The organism is Duganella phyllosphaerae, from assembly GCF_001758785.1.
Lineage (GTDB): Bacteria > Pseudomonadota > Gammaproteobacteria > Burkholderiales > Burkholderiaceae_D > Rugamonas > Rugamonas phyllosphaerae.
In genome coordinates, this window is sequence record NZ_LROM01000050.1 from 57,836 (window position 1) to 82,042 (window position 24,207).

Sequence of the window (24,207 nt, forward strand, 5' to 3'; positions counted from 1 at the left end):
ACGGTCTTTCCGGGTCAGCGCACAAGCTGGTTGATTTCGATAATGGGCATCAGCACCGCCAGCACGATCAGCAGCACCACCACGCCCATGGCGAGGATCAGTGCGGGTTCGAGCAGGCCGGCGATGGTGAGCGTGCGACGTTCGAGGTCGGCTTCCTGGGCAGACGCGGCGCGGTCCAGCATGGCCGGCAGCTCGCCGGTGATTTCGCCGGCGCGGATCATGTGCACCAGCATCGGCGGGAAGTGGCGCTGGGCCGACAGCGACCGCGCCAGGCTCACGCCTTCGCGCACGGCGTCGCTGGCCTCTTCCACCAGTTCGCGCATGGCGACGTTGGACAAGGTGTCGCGGCTGGTTTCCAGCGCGCGCAGGATCGGCACGCCGGAGCCGGTGGTGATCGCCAGGGTGCTGGCAAAGCGTGCGGTGTTCAAGCTGCGCTCGAACTTGCCGTACAGCGGCGCCGTGAGCAGCCAGGTGTGCCAGCGGCGCTTGAGCGACGGATTTTCCAGCGCCCGCCGCCAGGCAAACCAGGCGCCGATCAGCGCGATCGCCACCACGATGCCGTAATTGCGCACGAAGTCGGAAATGGCCAGCATGATGACGGTGAGCAGCGGCAGTTTTTGCTTGGTGTTGGCAAACACCGAGACGATCTGCGGCACCACGTACGTGAGCAGGAAGATCACGATGGCAAACGCCACCACGGTGACGATGGCCGGATAGGTGAACGCCAGGCGCACCTTTTGCACCAGCGCGTTGCGGCGCTCGATGTAGTCGGCCAGGCGCGAGAGCACGCGCGACAGCTGGCCGATCTGCTCGCCGGACGCCACCAGCGCACGGTAAATTTCGGCAAAATCGCGCGGGTGGCGCGAGAGTGCGTCCGACAGCGCGGCGCCGCCGATCACCTCGGCGCGGATCGAGGCGATCAGGTCGCGCAGGTAGGCGCGCTCGGCCTGTTCCAGCAGCGCGGTAAACGCCTGTTCCAGCGGCAGGCCGGCCTCGAGCAGGCTGGCCATCTGGCGCGTAAACAGCGCCAGCTCGGTGGTGGACAGGCGCTCGCCGAAGCCGCGCCGCTTGGCCACGCCGGCCGCGTCAAGCTGGGCGGCAATGGCGTCCACCTTGAGCGGCACCAGGCCCAGCGTGCGCAACTCGGCGCGCGCCGAACGGGCGCTGTCGGAGTTGAGCACACCTTTCCTGGTGGCGCCGCCGGCATCGACGGCTTCGTAACGGAATGCTGGCATCTTGGTCCCTAGTCCTTAATCCTTGGTCACGCGCAGCAACTCGGCCTGGGTGGTCACGCCGCTTGCCAACCAGCGCTCACCGTCCTCGCGCATGGTGATCATGCCGCTGGCCACGGCCGCCGCCTTGACTTCCGCTTCCGAGGCGCGGTTGTGGATCTGCGCGCGGATCTGCTCGGTCGTCTCGAGGAATTCGTACACGCCCACCCGGCCGGTATAGCCGGTATGGCCGCAATGTTCGCAGCCGACCGGCTGCCACAGCTGGCCGTCGAAACTCTTGCAGTGACCGCACAGCTTGCGCACCAGGCGCTGCGCCAGCACGCCGAGCAGCGACGACGACAGCAGGAACGGTTCGATTCCCATGTCCAGCAACCGCGTGACAGCGGCGGCAGCGTCGTTGGTGTGCAGGGTGGCCAGCACCAGGTGGCCGGTGAGCGACGCTTGCACGGCGATCTGCGCCGTTTCCAGGTCGCGGATCTCGCCGATCATGATCACGTCCGGGTCTTGCCGCAAGATCGCGCGCAGGGCCTTGGCGAAGGTCATGTCGATGCGGGCGTTGACCTGGGTCTGGCCGACGCCATTCAAGTCGTACTCGATCGGGTCTTCCACCGTCATGATGTTGGTGGTGGTGGCGTTGAGCAACGACAGCGCCGCGTACAGCGTGGTGGTTTTACCGGAGCCGGTCGGGCCGGTGACGAGCACGATGCCGTGCGGCTGGTTGATCAGCGCGTCGAACTTGGGCAGCATGGTCGCGCTCATGCCCAGGTGGTTCAGGTCGAGCCGCCCCGCTTCCTTGTCGAGCAAACGCAGCACGGCGCGCTCGCCGTGGCCGGTGGGCAAGGTGGAGACGCGCACATCGACCGGCTTGCCGCCGATGCGCAAGGTGATGCGGCCATCCTGCGGCAGGCGTTTCTCGGCGATGTCGAGCTGAGCCATGATCTTGATACGCGAAATCAAGGAGCCGTGGATCGCCTTGCGCGGGCGCACCACGTCGCGTAGCGCACCATCGACGCGGAACCGCACGACCGAGGTCTGCTCGAACGGTTCGATGTGGATGTCGGACGCGCTGTCGCGCAGCGCCTGCGTGAGCAACGCATTGATCATGCGGATCACCGGGGCGTCGTCGGACGATTCGAGCAAGTCTTCGATGGCCGGCACGTCCTGCAGCAGCTTGGTCAGATCGAGGTTGGCGTCGAACTCGTCGGCCACCATCGAGGCGTTGCCGCCAGCGCCGGCGTAGGCCGAGGCGATGGCGATTTCGAGGTCGGCGCGGGCCAGGTTCTTGAGCTGGATGCGGCCGAACCGGCGCGACACCTCGGCAATGGCGGCCGGCGCGGTGGCGCCGCACACCAGCACGTCCACCGTGTTCTCGGCGGTATCGCTTGGCTGCGCCAGCACCACGTAATCGCGGGCAAAGGCGAAGGGCAGAAGATTGTTCATTGCAGGCGTTCCATCATTATTGCTGCTGTGGCTGTTGTTGCGGCTGTGGTTGATACAGCGGTGGTGGCAGCTGCGGTTGCTGCGGCTGCGCAGAAGGCAGTGGCGCGATGTTCTCGGCCCGGCCCGGCACGGTTTGCGACGGCACGGTCTGGATCGGCCGCGCCATGGTGCCGCTGGCGGTCGGCTGGCCGCTCTGCATATTCGGCAACATCGGCTGGCCCAGGTCCTTGACCAGGATGCTGTCCGGCGGTTTGATCGCCTCCTGGGCGCCGCGCATGTAGTCGTAGCGGTCGGTGGCCAGGCTGGTGCTTTGATCCTTGCTGCGGATCACGACCGGGCGCAGGAACACCATCAGGTTGGTTTTCTTGCGCGAGCGTTTCTGGTACTTGAACAGGTTGCCCAGGATCGGGATGTCACCGAGGCCACGGGTCTTGTCCACGCTGTCACCCTCGGTGTCTTCGATCAACCCGCCCAGCACGATGATCTGGCCGTCGTCGGCCACCACGTTGTTTTCGATCACGCGCTTGTTGATGGTGATGCCGGCCGGCGCCGACAGGGTGGACTGGTCCACGCTCGAGGTCTCGTGGTAAATCGCCAGCTTGATGGTGCCACCCTCGGAAATTTGCGGCCGCACCTTGAGCGTCAGGCCCACTTCCTTGCGGTCGATGGTCTGGAACGGGTTGGTGTTGGTGCCCGAGGTAGTGGTGAACTGGCCGGTCAGGATCGGCACGTTCTGGCCCACCGAAATGGTGGCCAGCTCGTTGTCGAGCGTGATCATGTTCGGCGTGGACAGCACGTTGGCGTTGCCGTCCGATTCCAGCGAACGGGCCAGCACACCGAGGCCCAGGCCGCCCGCAACCTGCTTGAAGATGCCCACGGTCAAACCAGCGCCAGGCAGGCTGGCGGCGGTGGCGGTGGCCGAGCCGCTGAGCGCCTGTGCCACGCCGAGGATGTTGTTGTTGGCGCCGGCCACGCCGGACGACTGCACGCCACCGAGGCGGTACTTGCTGTTGGCGTCGCCGGTGGCGCCCAGCCACTGCACACCGAATTCGGACGCCTTGTCGGACGACACTTCGACGATCAGCGATTCGATGTACACCTGGGCGCGGCGCACGTCGAGCTGGTCGATCACGGCGCGCAGGTTGCGGTAAATCGATTCCGGTGCGGTGATGATCAGCGTGTTGGTGGTGGCGTCGGCCTGGATGAAGCCGGCCTGGCCGCCGCCGCCCTGTTGCTGCTGGTTGTTATTGCCGGTCAGCAGAGGGTTGGTGGGACCGTTGGTGCCGCCGGTATTGCTGCCCGAGCCCGAATTCATGCCGGTATTGCTGCTCTGGCCGCCGAACGAATTGTTGTTCATGCCCTGGCCACCGTTGTTGCTGGTGCCGCCGCTGTTCTGGTTCGGGTTGGACGTGTCGCCCGACACCAGCGAGCGCAGGGTTTGCGCCAGCTTGGTCGCTTCGGCATTTTTCAGGTACACGACGTGGACGTTGCCCAGTTCCTGGGTCGGCTGGTCGAGCTTGGCGATCAGCGACTTGGCCAGGTTGGCGCGCGCCTGCGACGGCGCCCGCAGCACCAGCGAGTTGGTGCGCGGATCGGCCAGCACGTTGACCCGGCCGGCATCGCCGCCGGCGCCACCGGCAGCTCCGCCGCCACCGCTGGCATCCATCAGCTTGTTAATCATGGCGGCCATGTCGCTGGCGATCGCGTAGCGCACCGGGATCACGTCGAGGTCGGCCGTGGCGGGCGCGTCGAGCGCGGCGATGATTTTCGCCAGGCGCTTGAGGTTGTCCGCGTAATCGGTAATCACCACCGTGTTGTTGCCGGGGTTGGCGTTGATGGTGTTGTTGGGCGAGATCAGCGGGCGCAGCACGGTGACCACGTTGTTGGCCGACTCGTAATTGAGCTGGAAGATCTGGCTGACGATCTGGTCGCCCTTGATCTGGGTAGGCGCCGAGCCCACTTGCGTGGGCGACGACTGCAGCTTGGCGTCCGCTTCCGGCACCACCTTGGCGTAGCCGTCGCCGCTCACCACCGCAAAGCCCTGCAGGCGCAGCGCCGAGGTCAGCAAACTGAACGCCTGCGACTTGGTGATCGATTTTTCCGACACCAGGGTCAAGGTGCCCTTCACGCGCGGGTCGATCACGAAGGTGATATTGGTGTAATGGCCCACGGCCTTGATCACCGATTCGATGTCGGCGCCGACGAAATTGAGCGCGGCGGCGTCATCGGCAGGCGCGGCCTTGGCAGCGGCGTGCGCGACGCCCGGCAGCAGCGCCGTGGCGGCAGGCGCCACCAGCGCGCAGCACAGCATCGCAGCAGCGTTCAGGCGGCGCAGCGCGGGAAGTTGGGTTGGGCTCTGTTTTTTCATGGGGCTGAACTTTTAAGAATGGAACTCTAAAGCGATGATGGTGCGGTCGGTGCCGGGACGGCGCTGGCCTAGCAAGGTCAGCAGGTTGGCCAGTACGTCGTCGTATCCTTGTGCTGCTTCGGCCTGCCCGGAAAAATTCAGGCGGCCACGGTTGAGGTTACCGCTGCCGCTGAGCAGCAGGGGTCCCTTGACGGAACTCAGCGTGAGCGCCGCCTGCTGGCCGCGCCAGTCGAGCGCCAGCGCATAACTGCCGAGCGGGCGCACCGGCGCCAGCCGCGACGACATGTCGGTCATCTCCAGCGTGGTGCGGCCGTTGACGCCGATCTGTTTCTGGTCGAGCGCCAGCTCGAGGCCGGTCCACGACAGGCGCATGGTGCCGCTCGGCGCCAGCGTGTTCAGCGGCGCGCCCAGCCCGGCCAGGCCCTCGGCCGGCAGCAGCAGTGCCGACGGACTCAGTTGCCACTGCGACCAGCTGCCCTTGAAGGTGACCGGCTGCGCCAGCGCCTGCGGGTTTTCCAGCCGCAGATCGACCATGCCGATCAGCGCCAGCGGCGACACGGTCCAGGTAAAGCGCCCCGGCAGCAGCGGCGTGACCGGGCCATTGCCGCCGGCCGCGCCGCCGATAAAGGCGGAGCCGCGCCACAGCGTACCCTGCGCGTCGCCCAGGGTCAAACGCCCGCCCGTGCGCTGCTCGACCAGCGCGCCGAGCCAGGCGGCGGGAAAGAAGATGGCCAGCGTTAACAGCACGCTGAGCACGCAGGTGCTTACCCACAGCAGGGCGCGCTTCACGGACGGGCTTTCAGGATCATCTGGGCTGTTGTCATTGCTGGCTCTGGCGCAAGGTGATATTGCCGTTGACCATGCCGGCCACGTCCTGCGCGACAAAATTGGCGTCCTGCACGGCGATGCGGCTGTCCACCCGCGCCGCTTCGAGCCAGGTCACCACGGCCGCGAACGGCACGTTGGTGAGCTGGATCCTGGCGTATTCGCCGGTGATGTTGACGGTGGGCGAACCCAGGCCTTGCGCGGCCAGGCTGGCGGCCAGGCTTTCGCGCGTCATTGGTGGCGGCGCGATATTGTTCTGGCCGCGCAGGGCGATCGCTTCGCGCGCCAGCGCCTGCATTTCAGCTGCCTGCTGGCGTTTGAGCGGCAATTCGGTTGCCAGCCGGGCGCGTCCGGACAGCGCCGGGTCGAGCAGCACGCCGTAGAACAGGCCGAGGACCAGCACCACGCCGCCCACGCCCAGGAACTTGCGTTCCTGCTCGGTGCGCGCCATCCAGAAGGTGGTGGCGCGGCCACGCAGGTCTTGTATTTTTTGATCGAACTTGCTCATGCCACTGATGCCTTCGCCGATGGTTTAGGGGTGGCCTGGCGGCGAATCTGCCAGGTGCCCGGCGTCGCTTCCGTCAGCTCCAGCTGGCGCGCCTGCAAGGCGGTGCGCAGCAGCGCCATGGCGGCGCCGTCCACCGTATTGGGTTTGACCTTGACCTGCAAGGCGCGTTCGCGGTAATCGATGCTGGCGACCACGTCGCGCTTGGGCAAGGTGGCCAGCACCTCGCCCACGTCGATCGACAGCGCCAGGAAGCTATCGGTCGGCGCCTGGCCGTCGCCGCCCTTGGCGCGCTCCACGTTCTGGCGCATTTGCCGGATCGGGTCGGTACTGACAGGCTGGTTCGGGTACGCCGACTGGAACGCCTGCGTCATCGATTGCTCGACTGCAGCCATTTCGCGCTTCTGACCGAAGTAGTCGATATTGAGGCCCACCACGTTGACCAGCAGCGCCAGCGCGGCAAAGCGCAGCGGCCAGCGCCAGCGGCGCCATTCGCGCGCGGCAGCACCAGAAGTGCCGAGCGCCGGCGCCAGGTCGAGGCCGGCGGCGCGGGCCGCAGCCACCCAGTGTTCCCAGCGGTCTTCTTCCAGCGTCAGGCTGTCGCCGTTCTGGTTCACTTCGGCCAGGTGCGGCGCGAACAGCTTGGCGTCGTCGGCCGGTACATACAGCGTAACCGGCTCGGCGCCGGCCAGCGCGCGCACCGTCTGCAGCGCGGCCAGCGGCTGCGCCGGCAGGGTCAGGCCCAGACCGTCGAACTGGTCGCGGCGCATGGTCAGTTCGAAACCGGCATCGTTGGTGTGCAGGCTGGCCGAGACCGAACCGGGCTGGAACGGCAGGCATAGCTGCGCCGGCACCGCCGACACGCTATGCGCGCCCTGGGCGATCAGCGCCTGCACCAGCACCTCGAGCCAGGCGCGCTGCGCCACGGCCACCGTGCGCAGGCCGTCGGGGGCCGTGGCGGCCGCAGCCAGCACGCAGTCGGCCACATCGCCCAGCACATGTTCTTCCACCAGCGCCGGCAGCGCCGCCTTCAGGCGCGCCGGCGCCAGCGGCGGCGTCTTTACGCGCAGCAGCGTCACGTCGGAGGCGGCCAGCAACAGGGTCACGCGGCGGGCCGAGGCCACCATCGCGCCGAGGTTGCCCAGCGGCGCGTTGCCCTGTTGTTGCACAGCGCCGCCGTCGGCCACGAGGGCAAACGCGCAGGTTTGCGCGGCGCCGCTGTCGACGCTGGCCTTGGCCGGGTAGCGGATAAATAAAGTAGTCAAAGTTCTCGCTTTCGTTGATCGCCGTTCTCGTTTTCGCGTATCCACAACACCTTGCTCTGCCCCGCGTTATCGCGCTGCAGCAGCGACACCGCGTCCAGCGCGGCCCGGTCCAGCCGCACCCGGCTGTAGACCAGGAAGAAATCGCTCTTCACACCGAAAAGCAGCCCTTGCACAGGCAGACGGTTGGCCGCCCCCAGTTGCGACTGGCCCGTATAATCTGTCGTAGTACGGTAAAAACCACCGCGCTTGCGCGCGTTCACCATCACGTTGGCGTCGGCCAACGGCAGGCTCGGCGACAGCGCCGCCAGCAATTCCGGCGCTGCCGTGTTCAGGTTAAGCTCGGTGCGCTGCGGCAGAATGATCAAAAAGTCCCGCAACCGCTCCACCGCCGGCTGCGTAAAGCCGCTCACCGTCAGCAGATCGTCCACCCGCACCAGTCCCATCGGCTCCCCCCCCTGCTGCTGTTGCTGTTGCTGCTGTTGCAGGGGCGGCGTCACCGTGCCCGCCCCCGCCTGCGGCGGAGCCGGCGGCTGGCTGCTGGCGACCTGCCTGGCCAGCGGCAAAGCCAGGGCGGGATCGAGCTGCAAGACGGTCAGCAGGCGTTGGAACATCGCGACATCGACCTGGCTCACCGTATTGCCGGTGGTCAGATTGGTCAGATTGTAACGCGACTGCGCATCGACAATCCGGCCCGACAGCGTGGCATTGAAATTCTCGTTCTCGCGCTGCTCGCGTTCGATGTAATCGTCGATCCTGGTTTCCTCGAGCGGCTGGGCCCAGATGCCGTTTTCGATCGTCAAGCCGCCCTTGCTGAAAAAGTCGGTCTGCAAGATCAGCCGGCTCAGGCTGAGCGCGCCGCGCACGATCCAGCGCGTCTGGAATTGCAGGCGCTGGTTTTCCATCGAACGCACCTGCACCTGCTGCTGCCAGAACAGGCTGGCCACGATGGTCACCGCCAGCGTGGTCAGCAGCAAGGCGGTCACCACCGCCACGCCGCGCTGGCGCAGCAGTGTGCGGGGCTGCCGGTGCCTGCTTTGCCCGGCCATCACAATTCCCCCAGCAGATAGGATTTCACCAGCGGCGCTTCCTGTCCCTGCACCGCCAACGTCACTTCCAGCCCGGTGGGCACGCCGGTACCGCTGACCGGCGCGGTGCCGTTGGCCGGCAGCCACTGGTTGTCGGCCCAGTAGCGCATGGCCATCGCCTGCACGCCCGATTGCAAGACCACGCTGGCCGACGTATCGGTGTCGCCCAGTGCGGCCTGCCACAGCGTGTCGAGCTCGCGCAGGTCGCGGGTGGGATTCGACTCGCGCCGTACCAGCACGCCATCGTCGCGCACCCGGTATGAGACCACCAGCAGCCGGGTTGGTTCATTTTCCAGCATCGACATGCGCACCAGCGTGATGCGGTTATTGTCGGCCGCGATCATCGGGCGGCGATTCAGGTACGCGGTGCCGGCCAGGTTGGACGTGTCGCTTTGCAGCTGCGCGAACGCCAGTTGCAGGCCGCGCGTGTAGGCCATTTCGGCGGTCAGCTTGTCGCGCGAGCGGATGATGCCGTCGAGGCCGCGCCAGCCGAGCACCGCCACGAAGGCCAGGATGGTAATTGCCACCAGCAACTCGATCAGCGTAAAGCCGCGCGGGCGCGGACGGTGGTTCAGCGGGGACTGCGCCATCATGGACTGAGCACCTGCGCCAGCTTGATGATGCGGCGTTCCGGGTTGGCCTGGTCGTACACGCTCACCTCCACCCGGCGAAAGCGCGGATTGGCGGTGGCGATCACGGCTTCCTCGCACATCAGCTTGATGTCGCCTTGCGGGCATTCGTAGGTTTGCTTGCCGATGGCCGGGTACACGCGGGCCAGGCTCAGTTGCACCAGGCGGTTCTCGGCCGACCAGGTGGCCATCATGGACGCGCGCAGACCGGCGCTGTTCTGGGTCAGGCTGCCCACGGCGCGCAGCGACGCACCGAGCGCCGTGCCCACGATCACCAGGGCGACCAGCACTTCGAGCAGGGTAAAGCCGGAGGATGAAGAGCGGCGCATGGTCAATCCACGGTAAAGTGACCGACGCCATCGGCGCGGATGGCGACGCTGCTGCCGTTGTTGCTGGCCATGGTCAGCACGAACGGCTTGTCCACCGGTTCGCGGCCGAACACGATGCGCATCACGCCGTCCTGCACATTCGGTTGCGGGTCGAGCAGCAAGGTGTAGGGGCCGCGCTTGAACTCGCGCGCGCGCAGCAGGTCGTCCTGCACCGCCACGTCCCACTGGCGGCCGTTGCGGATCAAAAAGCGGTAGCCGTCGCTGCTGGCCTCGAACGCCACTTGCCGGTTGCGCACAATGGCTTCGTCGCGCGCCATTTGCAGCAGCAGCGCGATGCGCTGCGCCTCCTGGTGCACGGTCTGGCGCTGGTCGGGCATGGCGTTGAGCGAGACTAGCCCCAGGGTGATGCCCAGGATGACCATCACCACCAGCAATTCAATCAGCGTGAAACCACGCGCGCGGCCCGCTACCATGGGCGTTGTCCTTAAAATAATACCGGGTGCTTACTCGTCCCAGGAACCGATGTCGGCATCGTCGCCGGTGCCGCCCGGCTGGCCGTCGGCGCCCAGCGAGTACACATCGACCTCGCCCTTGACGCCCGGCGACAGGTACTGGTACGGCGCGCCCCATGGATCTTTCGGGGTTTTCTCGATGTAGCCGCCCGCTTTCCAGCCGTTGGCGGCCGGGCCGCTGGTCGGTTTTTCGCGCAGCGCCTGCAGGCCCTGCTCGGTGGTCGGGTAGCGCTGGTTGTCGAGCTTGTACAGTTTGAGCGCCTGCATGATGGTGGCGATGTCCACCTTGGCGGCAGCCACCTTCGATTCGCCGGTACGGCTGAGCAACTTGGGCACGACCAGCGCGGCCAGTACGCCCATGATGACCACCACCACCATGATCTCGATCAGGGTGAAGCCACGGGCGGCGCGTCGGGAAAGAGATAACTTTTTCATAATCTGGTGCAATAATTAGTGAGTGCAGAGTATAAGGCCGAAACACGTTCATCGAACCAGTCGCGACCATGATTTTTGCGCGCCGGTGCTGAAGAATGGCTTAATTGGCGCCGGACTTTGCATGGTTTTACTGCTTGCCCGCTGCCTGTCACACGGCGGTCACAGCGCTGTCACGCGGTTGTCACATGCGTTGTTACATGCGCTGCCATCAATCATGCTTGCGCGCGCTGCCTTCGATGCGTTGCAGCGCGCCATCGTTGCCACCGCCACCGACGGCCTGCCCCGAGCTTGCGGCCAGCGCAGATTGCTGCACCACCGGCGGCGGCGTTTCGACAAACGACTTGATGCCCAGCGCGGCGTCGATCTGGTTCGGGTAGATGATGAAGCCGCGCGTAATCACGGCCGAGACCTTGCGCACGTCACGGATATCCGTGGTCGGATCGCCATCGACCAGCACCAGGTCGGCCAGCTTGCCCGCCACGATGCTGCCGCGGTCGTTGCTGGTGCGCGTATAGCGGGCGCCGTTGCGGGTAGCCACTTGCAGCGCCTGCGCCGGCGTCAACCCGGCCTTGACCAGCAGCGCCAGTTCCGAGTGCAGGGTAAAGCCCGGCACGTCGTCGGTGCCAGCGACGATCGGCACACCAGCGCGGTACATCACGCCGACGAAATCGACCATCCTGGCATACGATTTTTCGTAGCGCTTTTCCTTGTCGGCCGGGATCTTCATGGTGCCGACCGAGAAGCTTCGTTTGACGTCGGGCGGCATGTAGTCGGCGAAGTCGGCATACGGCTCGTTGACGTCGCCGTCGCGCTGCTTCAGGAAGGCGAACGCCGACAGGGTCGGGTCGATCGAAATCTGCTTCTTGGCCAACTGCGCCAGGAAATCCTTGACCGGTTTCGAATTGAGGTCGAGGTCTGCCACTTTTTCGGCCGGCAGCACGAAGCGGTTCAGGTTGCGGGTTTCGGTGTCGGGCTTGACGAAGAAATTGAGCATCACCTGGTTGATGTGCTGGATTTCGTCGTAGCCGGCGTCGAGCGCCTGTTGGGCGCGCAGGCCGGCCGGCACGTGGCCGGAAACGCGCATGCCACGGCTGTGGGCGTACGCCACGGTGTCCTTCAGGATGTCTTTCGGGAACGAGTTATAGATCTTCAGTTGCGGATAGCCGCGCTGGGCATACCAGTCGATCGCATTTTTGGCGCCTTCGAGATCCTTGACCAGGAAGCCGCCGTTGGCGCTGTACGGGCTTTCCCCCTCCAGGAAGCCGGTCGGTACCACTTGCGGCGCCAGCAGCTTGCCGGCGGCGGTTTCGTCGAGCATTGCCTGCAGCTGGGCATTGTCGTTGCCCATGTCGCGCACGCTGGTCACGCCGGTGGAGATGTTGAGCGCGCCCGACCAGCGATCGACGTGGCCGTGCATGTCGAACAGGCCCGGCAGCACGATGCGGCCGCCGGCGTCGACGACGTTGTTGGCAGCACGCGTGGGCGAGCCGGCCGGCATGACTGCGGTGATGCGTCCGCGCAGCAGGTAGATGTCCGATGGCTGGCCGACGGTGGCCTTGTCGCTGTCGAAGATGCGGGCGTTGCGCACCACGGTCAAGCCGTCAAGCGGGTGTTGCAACTTGGCCGCCACGTCGGTCAGCATCTGCGCCTCGGCAGCCTTTTGGCGGCGGGCCAGGTCGGGGATGGCGTCCTGCCAGCCCTGCTCGAGCATCGACAAAAAGCCGGGAATCACCACCGCGAACAGGCGCGGCTTGTCGCCGGTGGTGGCCCAGTAAAACGATGGCGACAGGCCGATGCCGGTCAGCGCCAGCAACTGCACCGTCTGCTTCTCGCCCTTGGCATTGGTCACTTCCGCCGTTTCCAGCTTGGTCTGCGACAGCGTGCCGGTCGGTAGCAGCGCGATCTTGCCATCCCTGGAGGCGGCCAGCGCGGTAATCGCATTCGATACCACTTCGAACGAGCTGTTCAGTGGCACATAGCTGGCCGGCGCGTCCACGGTGGCACGGCCCTGGTCGGACGTGGTGGTCCACTCGGCCAGGTTGCCCTGGCGCGTAAAGCGCTCGTCCACCACCGCGCCAAAGGTGGAATTGCCCTTGACCTGGTATTCGGTCATCAACAGGTCGGGGCCGAGGCGGAATTGCTCGGTCAGCTCGGGGCCCCGACCGTTGTTCTTGTACGTGAAACGCACGGTGGTGCGGCCGTCGTCCTGGCGCTCGACCACCTGCTCGCCCATCTGCTTGTTGCTCTCGTTGAGGATGAGGAAAGTGGTCGTGGTGGCGGCATGGGCGCCGTGGGCCAGCAGCACGAATGTAGCAGCCAGGGCCAGCGGAAGTGCGCGTTTCAGCATGAGGGGTCTCTCCGGGTAATCGTTATTGTGCGTGCCCACAGACCGGGCAGTGGTCGTTGCGGGCCACGGCGATGCTGGTCCACTCCATGTGCAGGCCGTCGAGCATCAGCAGGCGGCCGGCCAGCGACTGGCCCACGTCCATCAACAGTTTCAAGGCTTCGGCCGCCTGCATGGCGCCGACCACGCCCACCAGCGGCGCGAACACGCCCATGGTGGAGCACGCCACGTCTTCGAAATGTTGATCCTGCGGGAACAGGCACGAGTAGCACGGCTGGTCGCCGCCGCGCGGATCGAACACGCTGACCTGGCCATCGAAACGGATCGCCGCGCCCGACACCAGCGGCTTGCACTGCGCCACGCAGGCGCGGTTGACGGCATGGCGGGTAGCGAAGTTGTCGGTGCAGTCGAGCACGACGTCGGCGGCCGCCACCAGCTGCAACAGGCGCGCATCATCGACCCGCTCGGTGAGCGCGGTAATCGTGATCTCTGGATTGATCCGCGCCATGGTATCGCGGGCCGAGTGCGCCTTGGGCTGGCCGACGCGGCCGGTGGTGTGGGCGATTTGCCGTTGCAGGTTGGTCAGATCGACCACGTCGTCATCGACGATGGTGATGTGCCCTACCCCGGCCGAGGCCAGGTACATGGCTGCCGGCGAGCCGAGGCCGCCGGCGCCGATCACCAGCGCGTGCGACGCCAGCAGGCGCTGCTGGCCCTCGATGCCGATCTGGTCCAGAAGGATGTGGCGCGAATAGCGCAGCAGTTGCTCGTCGTTCATGTGGCAGCCGCCAGCCGATTATTGCGCGGCCGGCTGGGGTTGCGTTGGTTGCGGGGCGGCAGCTTCCGGCTTGGGCTTGGGCAGCTGCAGGGGTTTGTCGGTTGGCTTGGTGGCAGGCTTGGCTGGCTTGTCGCCGGCCTTGCCGCCGGGCTCGCCGTCAGGCTTGAGATCCGACTTGGACGCGCCGCTGGCCGCGCCAGGCGCCTCCTTCGGCTCCACCTTGGACAGTTGGACCGGCAAACCCTTGAAATGGTTCAATGCCTGGGTCAACTGGAAGTCTTCCTTGGTGCCAAATTCCACCGGCTTGATTTTTTTGGCCAGCGCGATCAGGCGCTGTTCTTCTTCCAGGCTGTCGCGGCGGGCGTTCAGGGCTTTTTGCTCGGCAGCTTCGGCGGCCGGGTCCTTGTCGTTGCCCAGGTGTTTTTGCAGGTCCGATTCGCGCATGCGCAGGCTGTTCAAGCCGTCGCCGTCGGCGGTTTCATCGACCATCAGGTCGGGCACGATGCCACGCGCCTGGATTGCCCGGTTCTTCGGCGTGTAGTAGCGCGCGGTGGTGATCTTGACGGCGGTGTCGGCGGTAAGCTGGCGCAGGGTTTGCACCGAGCCCTTGCCGAAGGTCTGGGTGCCCATGATGGTGGCGCGCTTGTAATCCTGCAGGGCGCCGGCGACGATTTCGGACGCCGATGCCGAGCCGGCATTGACCAGCACCACAATCGGCACATCCTTGACGCCGGCCGGCAGCCTGGCCAGCGGGTCGCCCTTGCCGCCCTGGGCATAGAACTCGGGGCGCGCATAAAAGGTTTCCTTGGCGCTGGCCAGCTGGCCGTTGGTGGACACCACCGCCGCATCGCGCGGCAGGAACGCGGCCGAGACGCCGATGGCGCCCGGCACCACGCCGCCCGGATCGTTGCGCAAGTCCAGCACCAGGCCCTTGAGGTTCGGCTCCTTGGCGTACAGCTCGTTGATCTTCTTGACCATGTCGTCGAGCGTCGGTTCCTGGAACTGCGAGATGCGCAGCCAGGCGTAACCGGGCTCGATGATCTTGCCCTTGACGCTCTGCACGCGGATTTCCTGGCGCACGATGGTCATCGTCAGCGGCTTGTCCTCGTCCTTGCGGCTCAAGGTCAGCGTGACCTTGGAGCCGGGCTCGCCGCGCATCTTTTTCACACTCTCGTCGAGGTTCATGCCCTTGATGGGCGTGCCGTCGATGCGGGTGATCAGGTCGCCGGCCTTGATGCCGGCCTTGAAGGCGGGCGTATCTTCGATCGGCGACACCACCTTGATATAACCGTCCTCGGCGCTCACTTCCACGCCGATGCCGACGAACTTGCCAGCCACGGTGTCGCGCATGTCGCGGAATGCCCGCTTGTCGAGGTACACCGAGTGCGGATCGAGCGAGGAGACCATGCCGGCGATGGCGTCGGTGACGAGCTTCTTGTCATCGACCGCTTCCACGTAGTCGGTCTTGATCAGCCCGAACACATCGGACAACTGGCGCAATTCGGCCAGCGGCAACGGCGCGCCGGTGACTTTTTGTGCAATGGCGGAAAATTGCATGGAAGCGGCAACGCCTGCCACCATGCCGATACCGATCAGACTGATACTCTTGAACTTGTTTGCCATTGGTTTCCGCATGTGTGTAGAACTAGAACTTCACCCAGCCCGACGGATCGAAGGCCGCGCCGCGCAGGCGAAGCTCAAAGTATAGCCCCGATTCCTCGTTGCCACCGCTGTTGCCCACGCTGGCAATGGCGTCGCCGGCCTTGACCACGTCGCCGGGACGCTTGAGCAGCGACTGGTTGTTACCGTAAATACTCATGTACTGGCCGCCATGATCGACAATGATCAGGTTGCCGAAGCCGCGCAACCACTCGGCAAACACCACCCGGCCACCGGCCACGGCGTGGATCTCGGCGCCTTCGGCAGCCTTGATGAACACGCCCTTCCAGGCCGGGCCGTCGCCGCGCTTGCTGCCGTACTTGGCCGCCACGCGACCGTTGACCGGCGCCCGCATCTGTCCCTTGAGGCTGGCAAAGGCGCCGGCCGGCGCGGCGGGAGCGAGCGCAATATCGGCGGCCTTGGCAGGCGGCTCTTTCGGTTCCTTGACTTCCGGCGGGGCCGGCGTGGCAGCGACTTTCGGTTCGTCGGCGTCGATCGGGTCGAGCTTGACCGGTGGCGCCGGCGACGTGACCGGCGCTGGTGTTTGCGGTTTGATGGTGCCCGATTTGCCGGCATTGGCCATGGCGGCAGCCCTGGCGGCGGCCTCCCTGGCTGCGGCGGCGCGCGCCAGGCGCTGGCGCTCGGCTTCGGCCGCCCGGGCCTTGGCCAGCGCGCGTTGTTCCGCTTCGGCCTTGGCCTTGGCGGCGGCGCGGGCGGCGGCCAGTTGTTCCTGGCGGCGCTTTTCGGCGGCAGCTGCAGCGGCTTGTTCCTCGATCAGCTTGTTCAGGCGCGTGACCAGGCCGCCAAGGCGCTGCTCGTCGCGCTCGACATTGCCCACTTCCTTGCGCTGCGCCACCAGCTTGTTCGACAGCTGCGATAGCAGCGCCGCGCGGCGCGCCTTTTCCTGCTCCAGCTTGTTCTTTTGCTGCAACTGTTCCTGGGCGATCTCGCCCAGTTCGTCCTTGGCGTTCTGGGTGGCGGCCTGGTTGTCTTCTACCGCCTTGAGACTGGCGCGCAGGCCTTCCAGCAACTTGGCCTGGGCTTGCGAGACGTACGACAGCATTTGCAGGTCGCGGTTGATGCGGTTCGGGTTATCGCCCGAGAGCAGCAGCTTGATGCGGTCCTCGTTGCCGGCCACGTAGTGCTGGCGCAGCATTTGCGCCAGTTGCTGCTGCTGGTCCTTGACGGTCGCACTCAGGCGCTCGCGCTCGGTACCGAGCGCGGTCAGCTTGCTGTTGGTGTCTTGTTGTTCCTGTTGCAGGTCGCGCAAGGCGCGGTTGGCGTCCGAAATCGCCGCCTCGGATTCGGCCAGGGTGTCGGCCGCATCTTCCTTGGCGCTCTCGGTCTTGCCGATATCTTTCTTGAGGGCGGTGAGTTTTTGCTGCAAGCCGGCTCGTTCGGCCTCGGCCAGCGCCTTTTGCTTGCTGCGTTCGGTCGGCTTGCCCGGCGCGGCGTGCGCAACCGGGACCGCCATCGAAGTTGCCAACGAGGCAGTCACCAGCAGCGCGGCGGACATGCCGCGCCAGTTAAGAGAAAAAGAAGACAAATTACTTGGCCTTGCCCTGGTTGGCGACCGCAGCTTGCGCTGCCGCGATGGCGTCGGCGTCGCCGAGGTAGTAGTGACGGATCGGTTTCAGGTCGGCATCGAGTTCATACACCAGCGGCTGGCCGTTGGGGATGTTGAGGCCCACGATGTCGTTGTCGCTGATGCCGTCGAGCATCTTGATCAGGGCGCGCAGGCTGTTGCCGTGGGCCGAGATGATGATTTTCTTGCCGGCGCGGATGGCCGGGGCGATTTCCTCGTCCCACACCGGCACCACGCGCGCCACGGTGTCTTTCAGGCATTCGGTCAGCGGAATCTGTTCTTTCGACAGGCCGGCGTAGCGCGGATCGTTGAACGACACGCGGTCGTCGGATGCTTCCAGTGCCGGTGGCGGGGTATCGTAGCTGCGGCGCCATACCAGCACCTGCTCGTCGCCGTACTTGGCGGCGGTTTCGCCCTTGTCCAGGCCTTGCAGGGCGCCGTAGTGACGCTCGTTCAGGCGCCAGTCGTTCTTGATCGGCAGGTACATCATGTCCATTTCGTCCAGCGCCAGCCACAGCGTGCGCACCGCGCGCTTGAGCACCGAGGTGTAGGCCAGGTCGAAGGTGAAACCCGATTCCTTGAGCACCTTGCCCGCAGCCTTGGCTTCGTTGCAGCCTTTTTCGGTCAGATCGACATCGGTCCAGCCGGTGAAGCGGTTCGACAGGTTCCAGGTGGATTCGCCATGGCGCATGAATACGATTTTGTACATGTGAATATCTTCAAAGAAAGGTGAGTAAAGAAGTGAATGAGTAAGTGGGTAAGTTCGATCGCTGCTTCTATTTTATAATGCGCGGATTCATTTAAACCATTGGAACCCTGTGAAATTCTTCATTGACAATATTTTCCTGATCGCCGTGGTGCTCGTTTCCGGTGGCGCCCTGCTGTTCCCGATGCTGACCCAGCGCGGCAGGCGCGCCACCCCGGCCGACGTCACGCTCTTGATTAATCGCAGCAAGGCCACCATTGTAGATGTACGCGAGGCGAAAGACTTCGCGCTTGGCCACCTGCCGGACGCGAAGAACATCCCGTTTGCCGAATTCGACCAGCGCATCGGCGAACTGGACAAGTTCAAAAGCCGTACCATGGTCGTTGTATGCCAGACTGGCGGCATGCGCGCGTCCACCGCTGCGAACAAGCTCACCAAGGCCGGTTTCACCGACGTGGTGACGCTCGACGGCGGCATTGCCGCGTGGAAAAAAGCCAACCTGCCGCTGGCAAAACCGTCGGCGGCCAAGCCATCGCTGGCGAAATCGCCGGTGAAACAAGCCAAATAACTGGAAGGAAGCATGATGACTGCCGAAGTGACGATGTACACCACCGCCGTATGCCCCTATTGCATCCGCGCCGAGCGCCTGCTCGAAGCGAAGGGCGTGACCGACCTGAAAAAAGTCCGCGTGGACCTCGATCCGCAGCAACGCATGCTGATGATGGAAAAAACCGGTCGCCGCACCGTGCCGCAGATTTACATCGGCGACACCCATGTGGGCGGCTTCGACGACCTGTATGCGCTGGACCAGGCCGGCAAATTGATGCCGATGCTCAACGGTTGATGGAACTTTCCGGTCAATTGCAAGACCAAATACAACGTCGGCCCAGAAAGTCTTGGTTGCCATGATGGTTTTGATACAATTGCCTTCGCGTTGATTTGAGCTGTAGCATTGCCCATACCAAGCACAACTTATACTGAACGGCCACGGCCGTTCTTGTTCACCATAACGAAAGCGCTCCATGTCTGAAGAAAATCTGCAACCAGTATTCCAAATCCAACGCGTCTACCTGAAAGACATGTCGCTGGAACAACCGAACTCGCCAGCTATCTTCCTGGAACAGGAAGCGCCAAGCATCGAAGTCGCCCTGGACGTCGGCGCCGAGCCACTGGCTGACGGCATCTTCGAATCGACCGTGACCATCACCGTCACCGCCAAGGTCAACGACAAGGTCGCTTTCCTGGTCGAAGGCAAGCAAGCCGGTATCTTCGAAGCCCGCAACATTCCAGCCGACCAGCTGGATCCGCTGCTGGGCATCGGCTGCCCGAACATCGTGTACCCTTACCTGCGCGCCAACATCGCCGACGTGATCACCCGTGCCGGCTTCCCGCCAGTGCACCTGGCCGAGATCAACTTCGAAGTGTTCTACCAGCAGCGCCTGCAAGCCGTGGCCGAAGCCGCCGCTGCCGCACCAGCCGACAGCACCACCACGCACTAAGCATTAGCCAGTAGTAGCATCCGCCGCCGGTGGATCTTTTCCCCGGCGGCAGTTTCACCAGACAAGGTAAGCAATGACAATTCCCCGTTTGATCGCCGCCCTGGCCATGACGCTGGCCGCTGCCGCCAGCCAGGCATACGATTTCAAAACGGTGGGCGCCGCACCAGCGGTGCTGTACGACGCGCCTTCCACCAAGGGTGGCAAACTGTTCGTGGTGCCGCGCGGCGCCCCGCTCGAAGTAGTGCTCACCTATGGCGAATGGATCAAGGTCCGCGATATCAACGGCGACATGGCCTGGACTGAAGCGCGCAATCTCACCGGCAAGCGCAACGTCATCGTGCGCGCCGCCAACTTGAAAATCCGCAGCACCCCGGACGACGCCGCCACTGCGGCCTTTACCGCCGACAAGGGCGTGCTGCTCGAAGTACTCGATACCGCCGCCGGCGGCTGGCTCAAGGTCCGCCATAAAGACGGCGTGACCGGCTACGTCAAGAACGCCGACATCTGGGGCGTATGATCCCCGCTCCACACACCGCAGTGGCCGGTACCCGCAAGGTGACCGTGCTGGGCGCTGGCGCCTGGGGCACGGCCGTGGCCATGGCATTGGCCCAGCGCCACGACGTGCTGCTGTGGGGCCGCAACGCCGCCGCCCTGCGCGCCATGGGCGAGGCCCGCGAAAATACCGATTACCTGCCCGGCCACCCGTTTCCCGAGCGGCTGCACGTGGCCGGCAGTTTTGAAGCAGCCCTGGCCCATGCAGCCGGCCTTGATGGCCTGCTGATCGCCGCCTGCCCGGTGGCCGGCCTGCGGCCCCTGCTCAAACAACTGAAACCCCACAACGTCGCCCACGTGGTATGGCTGTGCAAGGGGTTCGAATACGATACCGGCTTGCTGCCGCACCAGATCGTGCGCGAAGAGCTTGGCGACGGTGTTGCCGGCGGCGCCCTGTCCGGCCCATCGTTCGCGCAGGAAGTGGCGCGCGGCCTGCCGTGCGCGCTGACCATCGCTTCCACTGACTGCAAGCTGCGCGAGAGCGTGGTGGCCGCTGTTCACGGCGGCAACGTGCGCGTGTACTCGAGCGAAGACCTGGTGGGCGTGGAAGTGGGCGGCGCGGTCAAGAATGTGCTGGCCATCGCTACCGGCGTGGCCGACGGCCTGGGCCTGGGCTTGAATGCCCGCGCCGCACTGATCACGCGCGGCCTGGCCGAAATCACCCGCCTCGGCACCGCCCTGGGCGGCCAGGCCGAGACCTTCATGGGCCTGACCGGCATGGGCGACCTGATTCTGACCTGCACCGGCGACCTGTCGCGCAACCGCCGCGTCGGTCTGGCGCTGGCGCAAAACAAAGCATTGGACACCATCGTGCAGGAGCTGGGCCACGTGGCCGAGGGCGTGCCGTGCGCAAAAGCCGTGCGCGAGCTGGCGACGCGCATCGGCGTCGAGATGCCGATCACCAACGCGGTGGCAGGCGTGCTGTTCGACGGCGACCAGCCGCAGGCGATGGTACTGCGCCTGCTGGCGCGCGATCCGCGCGACGAGAAGGTGCTGCGCTAAGAAAGGTGCAGCACTCAGCGTTAGCAACAGATCCGTCATTCCCGCGCCGGCGGGAATCCAGGTTCCATGCGTTACCGCGACGCGGCACAATTGGGTCCCCGCCTACGCGGGGATGACGGAGCAAAGTTTAGCGTCACCGGTCACTCCTCTACAATCTCCTCCTTCGCACCCCGCATCCACTCCACCAGCGGCAACGCATCCTTCAAGCCACTGGCAATCATCGGCACCAGCAGCTCCGGCTGGTTGAGCGGCAAGTCGATCTCGGTCCACACGAAGAAGCTCTTGAGCTTGATGTATTCGATGTGCTCATGCGCCGGATCGAAACCCTTGGGCGGACGCATCAGCTTGCCTTCGTCGCGGATATCGCCAAACGTCAGTTTCAGCTTTTTATTCTTCAGCACCTTCTTGAACCCGGCCGCATCATCGACCATGTGCTGGCGCAGCGCTTTCAGGCGTCCGGCCGGCGGCATGTATTCGCCGGCGCCGAACAGCAGCCGGCCCGAACCGTCGATCTGCATGTAGTAGGTGGGGCCGCCGGCCTTGCTGGGACGGCGCATGTCGTTGGGAGCCACGGCCGCCGAAAAGCGCGTTTTATACGGGCTTTTATCGTGCGCGAAGCGGACGTCGCGGTTGATGCGAAACATCGCCTTCTTCGGATTGCTGAACTTGACCGCCGGATCGAACTTGCCCAGCTCGGCAATCATGCCGGTGACCACTTGCAGGAATTCTTCGCGCAGGATGTCGTAGCGCGGCTTGTTCATCACGAACCAGGGACGGTTGTTGTTCTCCGCCAGTTCGCGCAAAAATTGCGTCAGATCGCGTAAATGCATGAGTGTTACTGAACCTTATTTGGGGGGCGGGCGCTTGCCGACGGTAACGTCGAGCGTGGTCTCGCGGCTCTTGCGCAGGACCTTCATTTTAGCTTTTTCCCCTGGAACCAGTTGAGCGATCTGATTGAGCATGCCGGTGGTGTCGCTGACCGGCTTGTCGTCCACCGACAGCAGGATGTCGCCGGGCCGCACGCCGCCCTTGTAGGCCGGGCCGTTGCGCACCACGCCGGCGATCATGGCGCCGTTCTGGCGCGGCAGGCTGAAGCTGCGCGCCAGTTCCGGCGTGATGTCCTGCGTCTCCACGCCGATCCAGCCGCGCACCACGTGACCGGACTTGATGATCGCTTCCATCACGGTCTTGGCCGTGCTCATCGGAATGGCAAAACCGATCCCCACCGAGCCGCCCGACTGCGAATAAATCGCCGAATTAATCCCCAGCAAATTGCCGTGGGTATCGACCAGTGCGCCACCCGAGTTGCCGAAGTTGATCGCGGCATCGGTCTGGATGAAATTTTCGAAATGGTTGATGTGCAGGTTGTTGCGGCCCAGCGCGGAGATGATGCCCATGGTCACCGTCTGACCGACGCCGAACGGATTGCCGATCGCCAGCACCACGTCCCCTACCTGGGCCTGCTCGGCCTGGCCCAGCACGATCACCGGCAACTTTTCCAGCTTGATCTTGATCACCGCCAGGTCGGTCTCGGGATCGGTACCGACGACCTTGGCGGCAGCCTTGCGGCCATCGGCCAGCATCACTTCGATCTCGTCGGCCGCTTCCACCACGTGGTTGTTGGTCAGGATATAACCTTCGGCCGAGACGATCACGCCCGAGCCGAGGCTCGAATCCTCCTCGTCGCCTTCATCGCCGAAGAAGCGCTTGAAGAACGGATCTTTCATTAACGGATGCTTGCTGCGCTTGGGCCGCTTGCTGGTGACGATGTTGACCACGGCCGGCATGGCGCGCGCGGCGGCGTTGCGGTACGAGCCGCCCGCCAGCGCCGGCGGCTTCGATGGACCGGCCTCGAGCATCGGCGCGGGACGCTCGGCGCTGCCCATTTGCTGCAGGCGCACGGGTACCCCACGGTCGGTGACAACCGCGGTGTAGACAAAATACAGTGCCAGCGCGACGGTGACCGTTTGCGCAAACAACAACCAGAGTCGTCGCATAATTCAACCCGCCGGAAGCGGGCGTCCTCTTAATTCTTGAGTGGATCGTTGCTGTGCTTGAGCGAATCGCGGATCTCGCGCAGCAGTACGATATCTTCCGGCGTCGGGGCCGGTGCGGCAGGTGTGGCCGGCTTTTCCAAACGTTGGCGTGCGCGGTTCATCAGGCGTACCATCTGGAAGATGATAAAGGCCAGGATGATGAAGTTCAGCAGGATGGTGATGAAGTTACCGTAGGCGAACACTGCGCCGAGTTTCTTGGCTTCTTCCAGGGGCAGACTGTGGGCTTGGCCATTGAGCGGAATGTAGTAGCTGGCGAAGTCCAGGCCGCCGAACAGGATACCGATCGGGGGCATGATGATGTCCTTCACCAAGGAATCGACGATCTTGCCGAAGGCGCCGCCGATGATCACACCGACTGCCAGATCGACGACGTTGCCCTTCATCGCGAATTCTTTGAATTCTTGCATCATTGCCATATTTTTATCCCTCGACGTGTGGTCTTTTGTTTACAAAACTGCCCAAGGATCATACTATTTTTTCAATTGGATTCCAAACACCCTTGCCGTTTGCACACATTGACAAGGAATTGGTTTAAGTTTGACCTATATCAATAAAATAAAAAACAGGGGACGATTCAATAGCGCACCGTACGCGGAAAACTGGCGCAAATCGGCGGAAGCTGCTCGTGTTACTTTCGAGAAAGTTTTTCCCGCCTTGTGGAACTCCCCTTCCCTTATAATTTTTGAGGTTGCAAGAAGCACACAAGTGCTCGGGACTTGGTCGGTTCTCCGGAGCATACGCGCTTTACGGCAGGCAGATTTTTGTTGGCACTTTGACAGATTGGGGTAAGAATGGGTAACGAAAAACACATCGATTCAGGTCGTCGCAGCTTGCTCGTCGCGACGGGCGCGGCGGGTGGCGTGGTAGGACTGTGCACGGCGGGGGCGCTGGTCTCCACCTTCCAGCCGTCTGAACGGGCCAAGGCGGCCGGTGCGCCGGTCGAGGTCGACATCGCCGCCCTCAATCCGGGCGAAATGGTCACCGTCGAGTGGCGCGGCAAGCCGGTCTGGGTGCTCAAGCGCACGCCCGAAATGGTGGCCTCGCTCAAGAAAACCGACGGCAAGGTGGCCGATGCCGAATCGAAACGCAATCCCGACGAATTCACGCCCGAATACGCCCGCAACGAATGGCGCTCGCGCAAGCCCGAAATCCTGGTCGCGGTCGGCATTTGCACCCACCTCGGCTGTTCACCGTCCTCCAAGTTCCAGCCCGGTCCGCAGCCATCGCTGCCCGACGACTGGGAAGGCGGCTTCCTGTGCCCGTGCCACGGCTCCACCTTCGACATGGCCGGCCGCGTCTTCAAGAACAAACCGGCGCCGGACAACCTCCAGGTGCCACGCTATATGTACCTCACCGACACCAAGCTCGTGATCGGCAAAGACGAGAAAGGCGAGGCATAA

The 24,207-nt window shown here is 64.4% G+C and carries 25 protein-coding genes; 6 read left to right on the plus strand and 19 right to left on the minus strand.

Features of this window, described 5'->3' with window-relative positions; genetic code table 11:
- Window positions 1-14: 14 nt before the first annotated feature.
- The 16 genes from gspF to gpmA form a co-directional block, all read right to left on the minus strand.
- Window positions 15-1,235 carry a type II secretion system inner membrane protein GspF gene (gene gspF, locus DUPY_RS04255; RefSeq protein ID WP_070246594.1) on the minus strand — a complete coding sequence of 407 codons (1,221 nt, stop codon included), beginning with the start codon at window positions 1,233-1,235 and terminating at the stop codon, window positions 15-17.
- A 15-nt stretch (window positions 1,236-1,250) separates the two neighbouring features.
- Window positions 1,251-2,672: a type II secretion system ATPase GspE gene (gene gspE / locus DUPY_RS04260; protein ID WP_070246595.1), complete on the minus strand. Its 1,422-nt coding sequence runs from the start codon at window positions 2,670-2,672 to the stop codon at window positions 1,251-1,253.
- Window positions 2,673-2,688: 16 nt separating this feature from the next.
- Window positions 2,689-5,040, minus strand: coding sequence for a type II secretion system secretin GspD (gspD, locus tag DUPY_RS04265; RefSeq protein ID WP_070246596.1), 2,352 nt, complete (start codon window positions 5,038-5,040; stop codon window positions 2,689-2,691).
- A gap of 12 nt (window positions 5,041-5,052) precedes the next feature.
- Window positions 5,053-5,829 (minus strand): type II secretion system protein N, encoded by a 777-nt coding sequence (gene gspN / locus DUPY_RS04270; protein ID WP_070246597.1) that lies wholly within the window; start codon window positions 5,827-5,829, stop codon window positions 5,053-5,055.
- A gap of 31 nt (window positions 5,830-5,860) precedes the next feature.
- Window positions 5,861-6,373, minus strand: a complete 513-nt coding sequence (locus DUPY_RS04275; RefSeq protein WP_070246598.1) for a type II secretion system protein M — start codon at window positions 6,371-6,373, stop codon at window positions 5,861-5,863.
- Window positions 6,370-7,635, minus strand: coding sequence for a type II secretion system protein GspL (gene gspL / locus DUPY_RS04280; RefSeq protein ID WP_070246599.1), 1,266 nt, complete (start codon window positions 7,633-7,635; stop codon window positions 6,370-6,372). Before gspL ends, DUPY_RS04275 begins: the two co-directional genes overlap by 4 nt.
- Window positions 7,632-8,681: a type II secretion system minor pseudopilin GspK gene (gene gspK / locus DUPY_RS04285; protein ID WP_070246600.1), complete on the minus strand. Its 1,050-nt coding sequence runs from the start codon at window positions 8,679-8,681 to the stop codon at window positions 7,632-7,634. Before gspK ends, gspL begins: the two co-directional genes overlap by 4 nt.
- Window positions 8,681-9,313 carry a PulJ/GspJ family protein gene (locus DUPY_RS04290; RefSeq protein WP_070246601.1) on the minus strand — a complete coding sequence of 211 codons (633 nt, stop codon included), beginning with the start codon at window positions 9,311-9,313 and terminating at the stop codon, window positions 8,681-8,683. The genes gspK and DUPY_RS04290 overlap by 1 nt, the downstream gene beginning before the upstream one ends.
- On the minus strand, window positions 9,310-9,678 hold the full coding sequence (gene gspI, locus DUPY_RS04295) for a type II secretion system minor pseudopilin GspI (protein WP_070246602.1): 369 nt from the start codon (window positions 9,676-9,678) through the stop codon (window positions 9,310-9,312). Before gspI ends, DUPY_RS04290 begins: the two co-directional genes overlap by 4 nt.
- A 2-nt stretch (window positions 9,679-9,680) precedes the next feature.
- Window positions 9,681-10,151, minus strand: a complete 471-nt coding sequence (locus DUPY_RS04300) for a GspH/FimT family pseudopilin (protein ID WP_070246603.1) — start codon at window positions 10,149-10,151, stop codon at window positions 9,681-9,683.
- Window positions 10,152-10,181: 30 nt separating this feature from the next.
- Entirely contained in the window at window positions 10,182-10,625 is a 444-nt protein-coding gene (gene gspG, locus DUPY_RS04305) for a type II secretion system major pseudopilin GspG (protein ID WP_019924706.1), read from the minus strand.
- Between the two features lie 208 nt (window positions 10,626-10,833).
- Window positions 10,834-12,972, minus strand: a complete 2,139-nt coding sequence (locus DUPY_RS04310; protein ID WP_070246604.1) for an amidohydrolase family protein — start codon at window positions 12,970-12,972, stop codon at window positions 10,834-10,836.
- A gap of 22 nt (window positions 12,973-12,994) precedes the next feature.
- Window positions 12,995-13,747: a HesA/MoeB/ThiF family protein gene (locus tag DUPY_RS04315; RefSeq protein ID WP_070246605.1), complete on the minus strand. Its 753-nt coding sequence runs from the start codon at window positions 13,745-13,747 to the stop codon at window positions 12,995-12,997.
- 18 nt (window positions 13,748-13,765) lie between these two features.
- Complete coding sequence (locus DUPY_RS04320; protein WP_070246606.1) at window positions 13,766-15,370, minus strand: S41 family peptidase; 1,605 nt, start codon at window positions 15,368-15,370, stop codon at window positions 13,766-13,768.
- A 22-nt stretch (window positions 15,371-15,392) separates the two neighbouring features.
- Window positions 15,393-16,880 carry a murein hydrolase activator EnvC family protein gene (locus DUPY_RS04325; RefSeq protein ID WP_070246637.1) on the minus strand — a complete coding sequence of 496 codons (1,488 nt, stop codon included), beginning with the start codon at window positions 16,878-16,880 and terminating at the stop codon, window positions 15,393-15,395.
- Between the two features lie 73 nt (window positions 16,881-16,953).
- The gene (gpmA, locus tag DUPY_RS04330) at window positions 16,954-17,700 is read right to left on the minus strand and encodes a 2,3-diphosphoglycerate-dependent phosphoglycerate mutase (RefSeq protein ID WP_070246607.1); all 747 of its coding nucleotides are present in this window, start codon (window positions 17,698-17,700) and stop codon (window positions 16,954-16,956) included.
- Between the two features lie 109 nt (window positions 17,701-17,809).
- Between gpmA and DUPY_RS04335 the strand changes: the two genes are divergently transcribed.
- The 5 genes from DUPY_RS04335 (at window position 17,810) to DUPY_RS04355 (ending at window position 20,750) form a co-directional block, all read left to right on the plus strand.
- Window positions 17,810-18,265, plus strand: coding sequence for a rhodanese-like domain-containing protein (locus DUPY_RS04335; RefSeq protein ID WP_070246608.1), 456 nt, complete (start codon window positions 17,810-17,812; stop codon window positions 18,263-18,265).
- 15 nt (window positions 18,266-18,280) lie between these two features.
- The gene (gene grxC / locus DUPY_RS04340; protein WP_070246638.1) at window positions 18,281-18,541 is read left to right on the plus strand and encodes a glutaredoxin 3; all 261 of its coding nucleotides are present in this window, start codon (window positions 18,281-18,283) and stop codon (window positions 18,539-18,541) included.
- 178 nt (window positions 18,542-18,719) lie between these two features.
- Entirely contained in the window at window positions 18,720-19,196 is a 477-nt protein-coding gene (gene secB / locus DUPY_RS04345) for a protein-export chaperone SecB (protein ID WP_070246609.1), read from the plus strand.
- Window positions 19,197-19,269: 73 nt separating this feature from the next.
- Complete coding sequence (locus DUPY_RS04350) at window positions 19,270-19,713, plus strand: SH3 domain-containing protein (RefSeq protein WP_070246610.1); 444 nt, start codon at window positions 19,270-19,272, stop codon at window positions 19,711-19,713.
- Window positions 19,710-20,750 carry an NAD(P)H-dependent glycerol-3-phosphate dehydrogenase gene (locus DUPY_RS04355; protein ID WP_070246611.1) on the plus strand — a complete coding sequence of 347 codons (1,041 nt, stop codon included), beginning with the start codon at window positions 19,710-19,712 and terminating at the stop codon, window positions 20,748-20,750. The genes DUPY_RS04350 and DUPY_RS04355 overlap by 4 nt, the downstream gene beginning before the upstream one ends.
- A 140-nt stretch (window positions 20,751-20,890) precedes the next feature.
- On the opposite strand, the gene DUPY_RS04360 is transcribed toward DUPY_RS04355, so the two are convergent.
- From DUPY_RS04360 to mscL, 3 genes are read right to left on the minus strand one after another with little or no spacing between them, the layout of a single operon-like run.
- On the minus strand, window positions 20,891-21,580 hold the full coding sequence (locus tag DUPY_RS04360) for a DUF2461 domain-containing protein (protein ID WP_070246612.1): 690 nt from the start codon (window positions 21,578-21,580) through the stop codon (window positions 20,891-20,893).
- A gap of 15 nt (window positions 21,581-21,595) precedes the next feature.
- Window positions 21,596-22,747, minus strand: a complete 1,152-nt coding sequence (locus tag DUPY_RS04365; protein ID WP_070246613.1) for a Do family serine endopeptidase — start codon at window positions 22,745-22,747, stop codon at window positions 21,596-21,598.
- Between the two features lie 29 nt (window positions 22,748-22,776).
- Window positions 22,777-23,223 carry a large conductance mechanosensitive channel protein MscL gene (mscL, locus tag DUPY_RS04370; protein WP_070246614.1) on the minus strand — a complete coding sequence of 149 codons (447 nt, stop codon included), beginning with the start codon at window positions 23,221-23,223 and terminating at the stop codon, window positions 22,777-22,779.
- A 375-nt stretch (window positions 23,224-23,598) separates the two neighbouring features.
- Here mscL and petA point away from each other — a divergent pair, with 375 nt between their 5' ends.
- On the plus strand, window positions 23,599-24,207 hold the full coding sequence (petA, locus tag DUPY_RS04375; RefSeq protein WP_070246615.1) for a ubiquinol-cytochrome c reductase iron-sulfur subunit: 609 nt from the start codon (window positions 23,599-23,601) through the stop codon (window positions 24,205-24,207).

Bases quoted from the DNA above. Each gene is read 5' to 3' on its own strand.
- gspF (WP_070246594.1), bottom strand. From the start codon at position 1,235: ATGCCAGCATTCCGTTACGAAGCCGTCGATGCCGGCGGCGCCACCAGG.
- gspE (WP_070246595.1), bottom strand. From the start codon at position 2,672: ATGAACAATCTTCTGCCCTTCGCCTTTGCCCGCGATTACGTGGTGCTG.
- gspD (WP_070246596.1), bottom strand. From the start codon at position 5,040: ATGAAAAAACAGAGCCCAACCCAACTTCCCGCGCTGCGCCGCCTGAAC.
- DUPY_RS04275 (WP_070246598.1), bottom strand. From the start codon at position 6,373: ATGAGCAAGTTCGATCAAAAAATACAAGACCTGCGTGGCCGCGCCACC.
- gspK (WP_070246600.1), bottom strand. From the start codon at position 8,681: ATGGCCGGGCAAAGCAGGCACCGGCAGCCCCGCACACTGCTGCGCCAG.
- DUPY_RS04290 (WP_070246601.1), bottom strand. From the start codon at position 9,313: ATGATGGCGCAGTCCCCGCTGAACCACCGTCCGCGCCCGCGCGGCTTT.
- gspI (WP_070246602.1), bottom strand. From the start codon at position 9,678: ATGCGCCGCTCTTCATCCTCCGGCTTTACCCTGCTCGAAGTGCTGGTC.
- DUPY_RS04300 (WP_070246603.1), bottom strand. From the start codon at position 10,151: ATGGTAGCGGGCCGCGCGCGTGGTTTCACGCTGATTGAATTGCTGGTG.
- gspG (WP_019924706.1), bottom strand. From the start codon at position 10,625: ATGAAAAAGTTATCTCTTTCCCGACGCGCCGCCCGTGGCTTCACCCTG.
- DUPY_RS04310 (WP_070246604.1), bottom strand. From the start codon at position 12,972: ATGCTGAAACGCGCACTTCCGCTGGCCCTGGCTGCTACATTCGTGCTG.
- DUPY_RS04315 (WP_070246605.1), bottom strand. From the start codon at position 13,747: ATGAACGACGAGCAACTGCTGCGCTATTCGCGCCACATCCTTCTGGAC.
- DUPY_RS04320 (WP_070246606.1), bottom strand. From the start codon at position 15,370: ATGGCAAACAAGTTCAAGAGTATCAGTCTGATCGGTATCGGCATGGTG.
- DUPY_RS04325 (WP_070246637.1), bottom strand. From the start codon at position 16,880: ATGGCGGTCCCGGTTGCGCACGCCGCGCCGGGCAAGCCGACCGAACGC.
- gpmA (WP_070246607.1), bottom strand. From the start codon at position 17,700: ATGTACAAAATCGTATTCATGCGCCATGGCGAATCCACCTGGAACCTG.
- grxC (WP_070246638.1), top strand. From the start codon at position 18,281: ATGACTGCCGAAGTGACGATGTACACCACCGCCGTATGCCCCTATTGC.
- secB (WP_070246609.1), top strand. From the start codon at position 18,720: ATGTCTGAAGAAAATCTGCAACCAGTATTCCAAATCCAACGCGTCTAC.
- DUPY_RS04350 (WP_070246610.1), top strand. From the start codon at position 19,270: ATGACAATTCCCCGTTTGATCGCCGCCCTGGCCATGACGCTGGCCGCT.
- DUPY_RS04355 (WP_070246611.1), top strand. From the start codon at position 19,710: ATGATCCCCGCTCCACACACCGCAGTGGCCGGTACCCGCAAGGTGACC.
- DUPY_RS04360 (WP_070246612.1), bottom strand. From the start codon at position 21,580: ATGCATTTACGCGATCTGACGCAATTTTTGCGCGAACTGGCGGAGAAC.
- DUPY_RS04365 (WP_070246613.1), bottom strand. From the start codon at position 22,747: ATGCGACGACTCTGGTTGTTGTTTGCGCAAACGGTCACCGTCGCGCTG.
- mscL (WP_070246614.1), bottom strand. From the start codon at position 23,223: ATGGCAATGATGCAAGAATTCAAAGAATTCGCGATGAAGGGCAACGTC.
- petA (WP_070246615.1), top strand. From the start codon at position 23,599: ATGGGTAACGAAAAACACATCGATTCAGGTCGTCGCAGCTTGCTCGTC.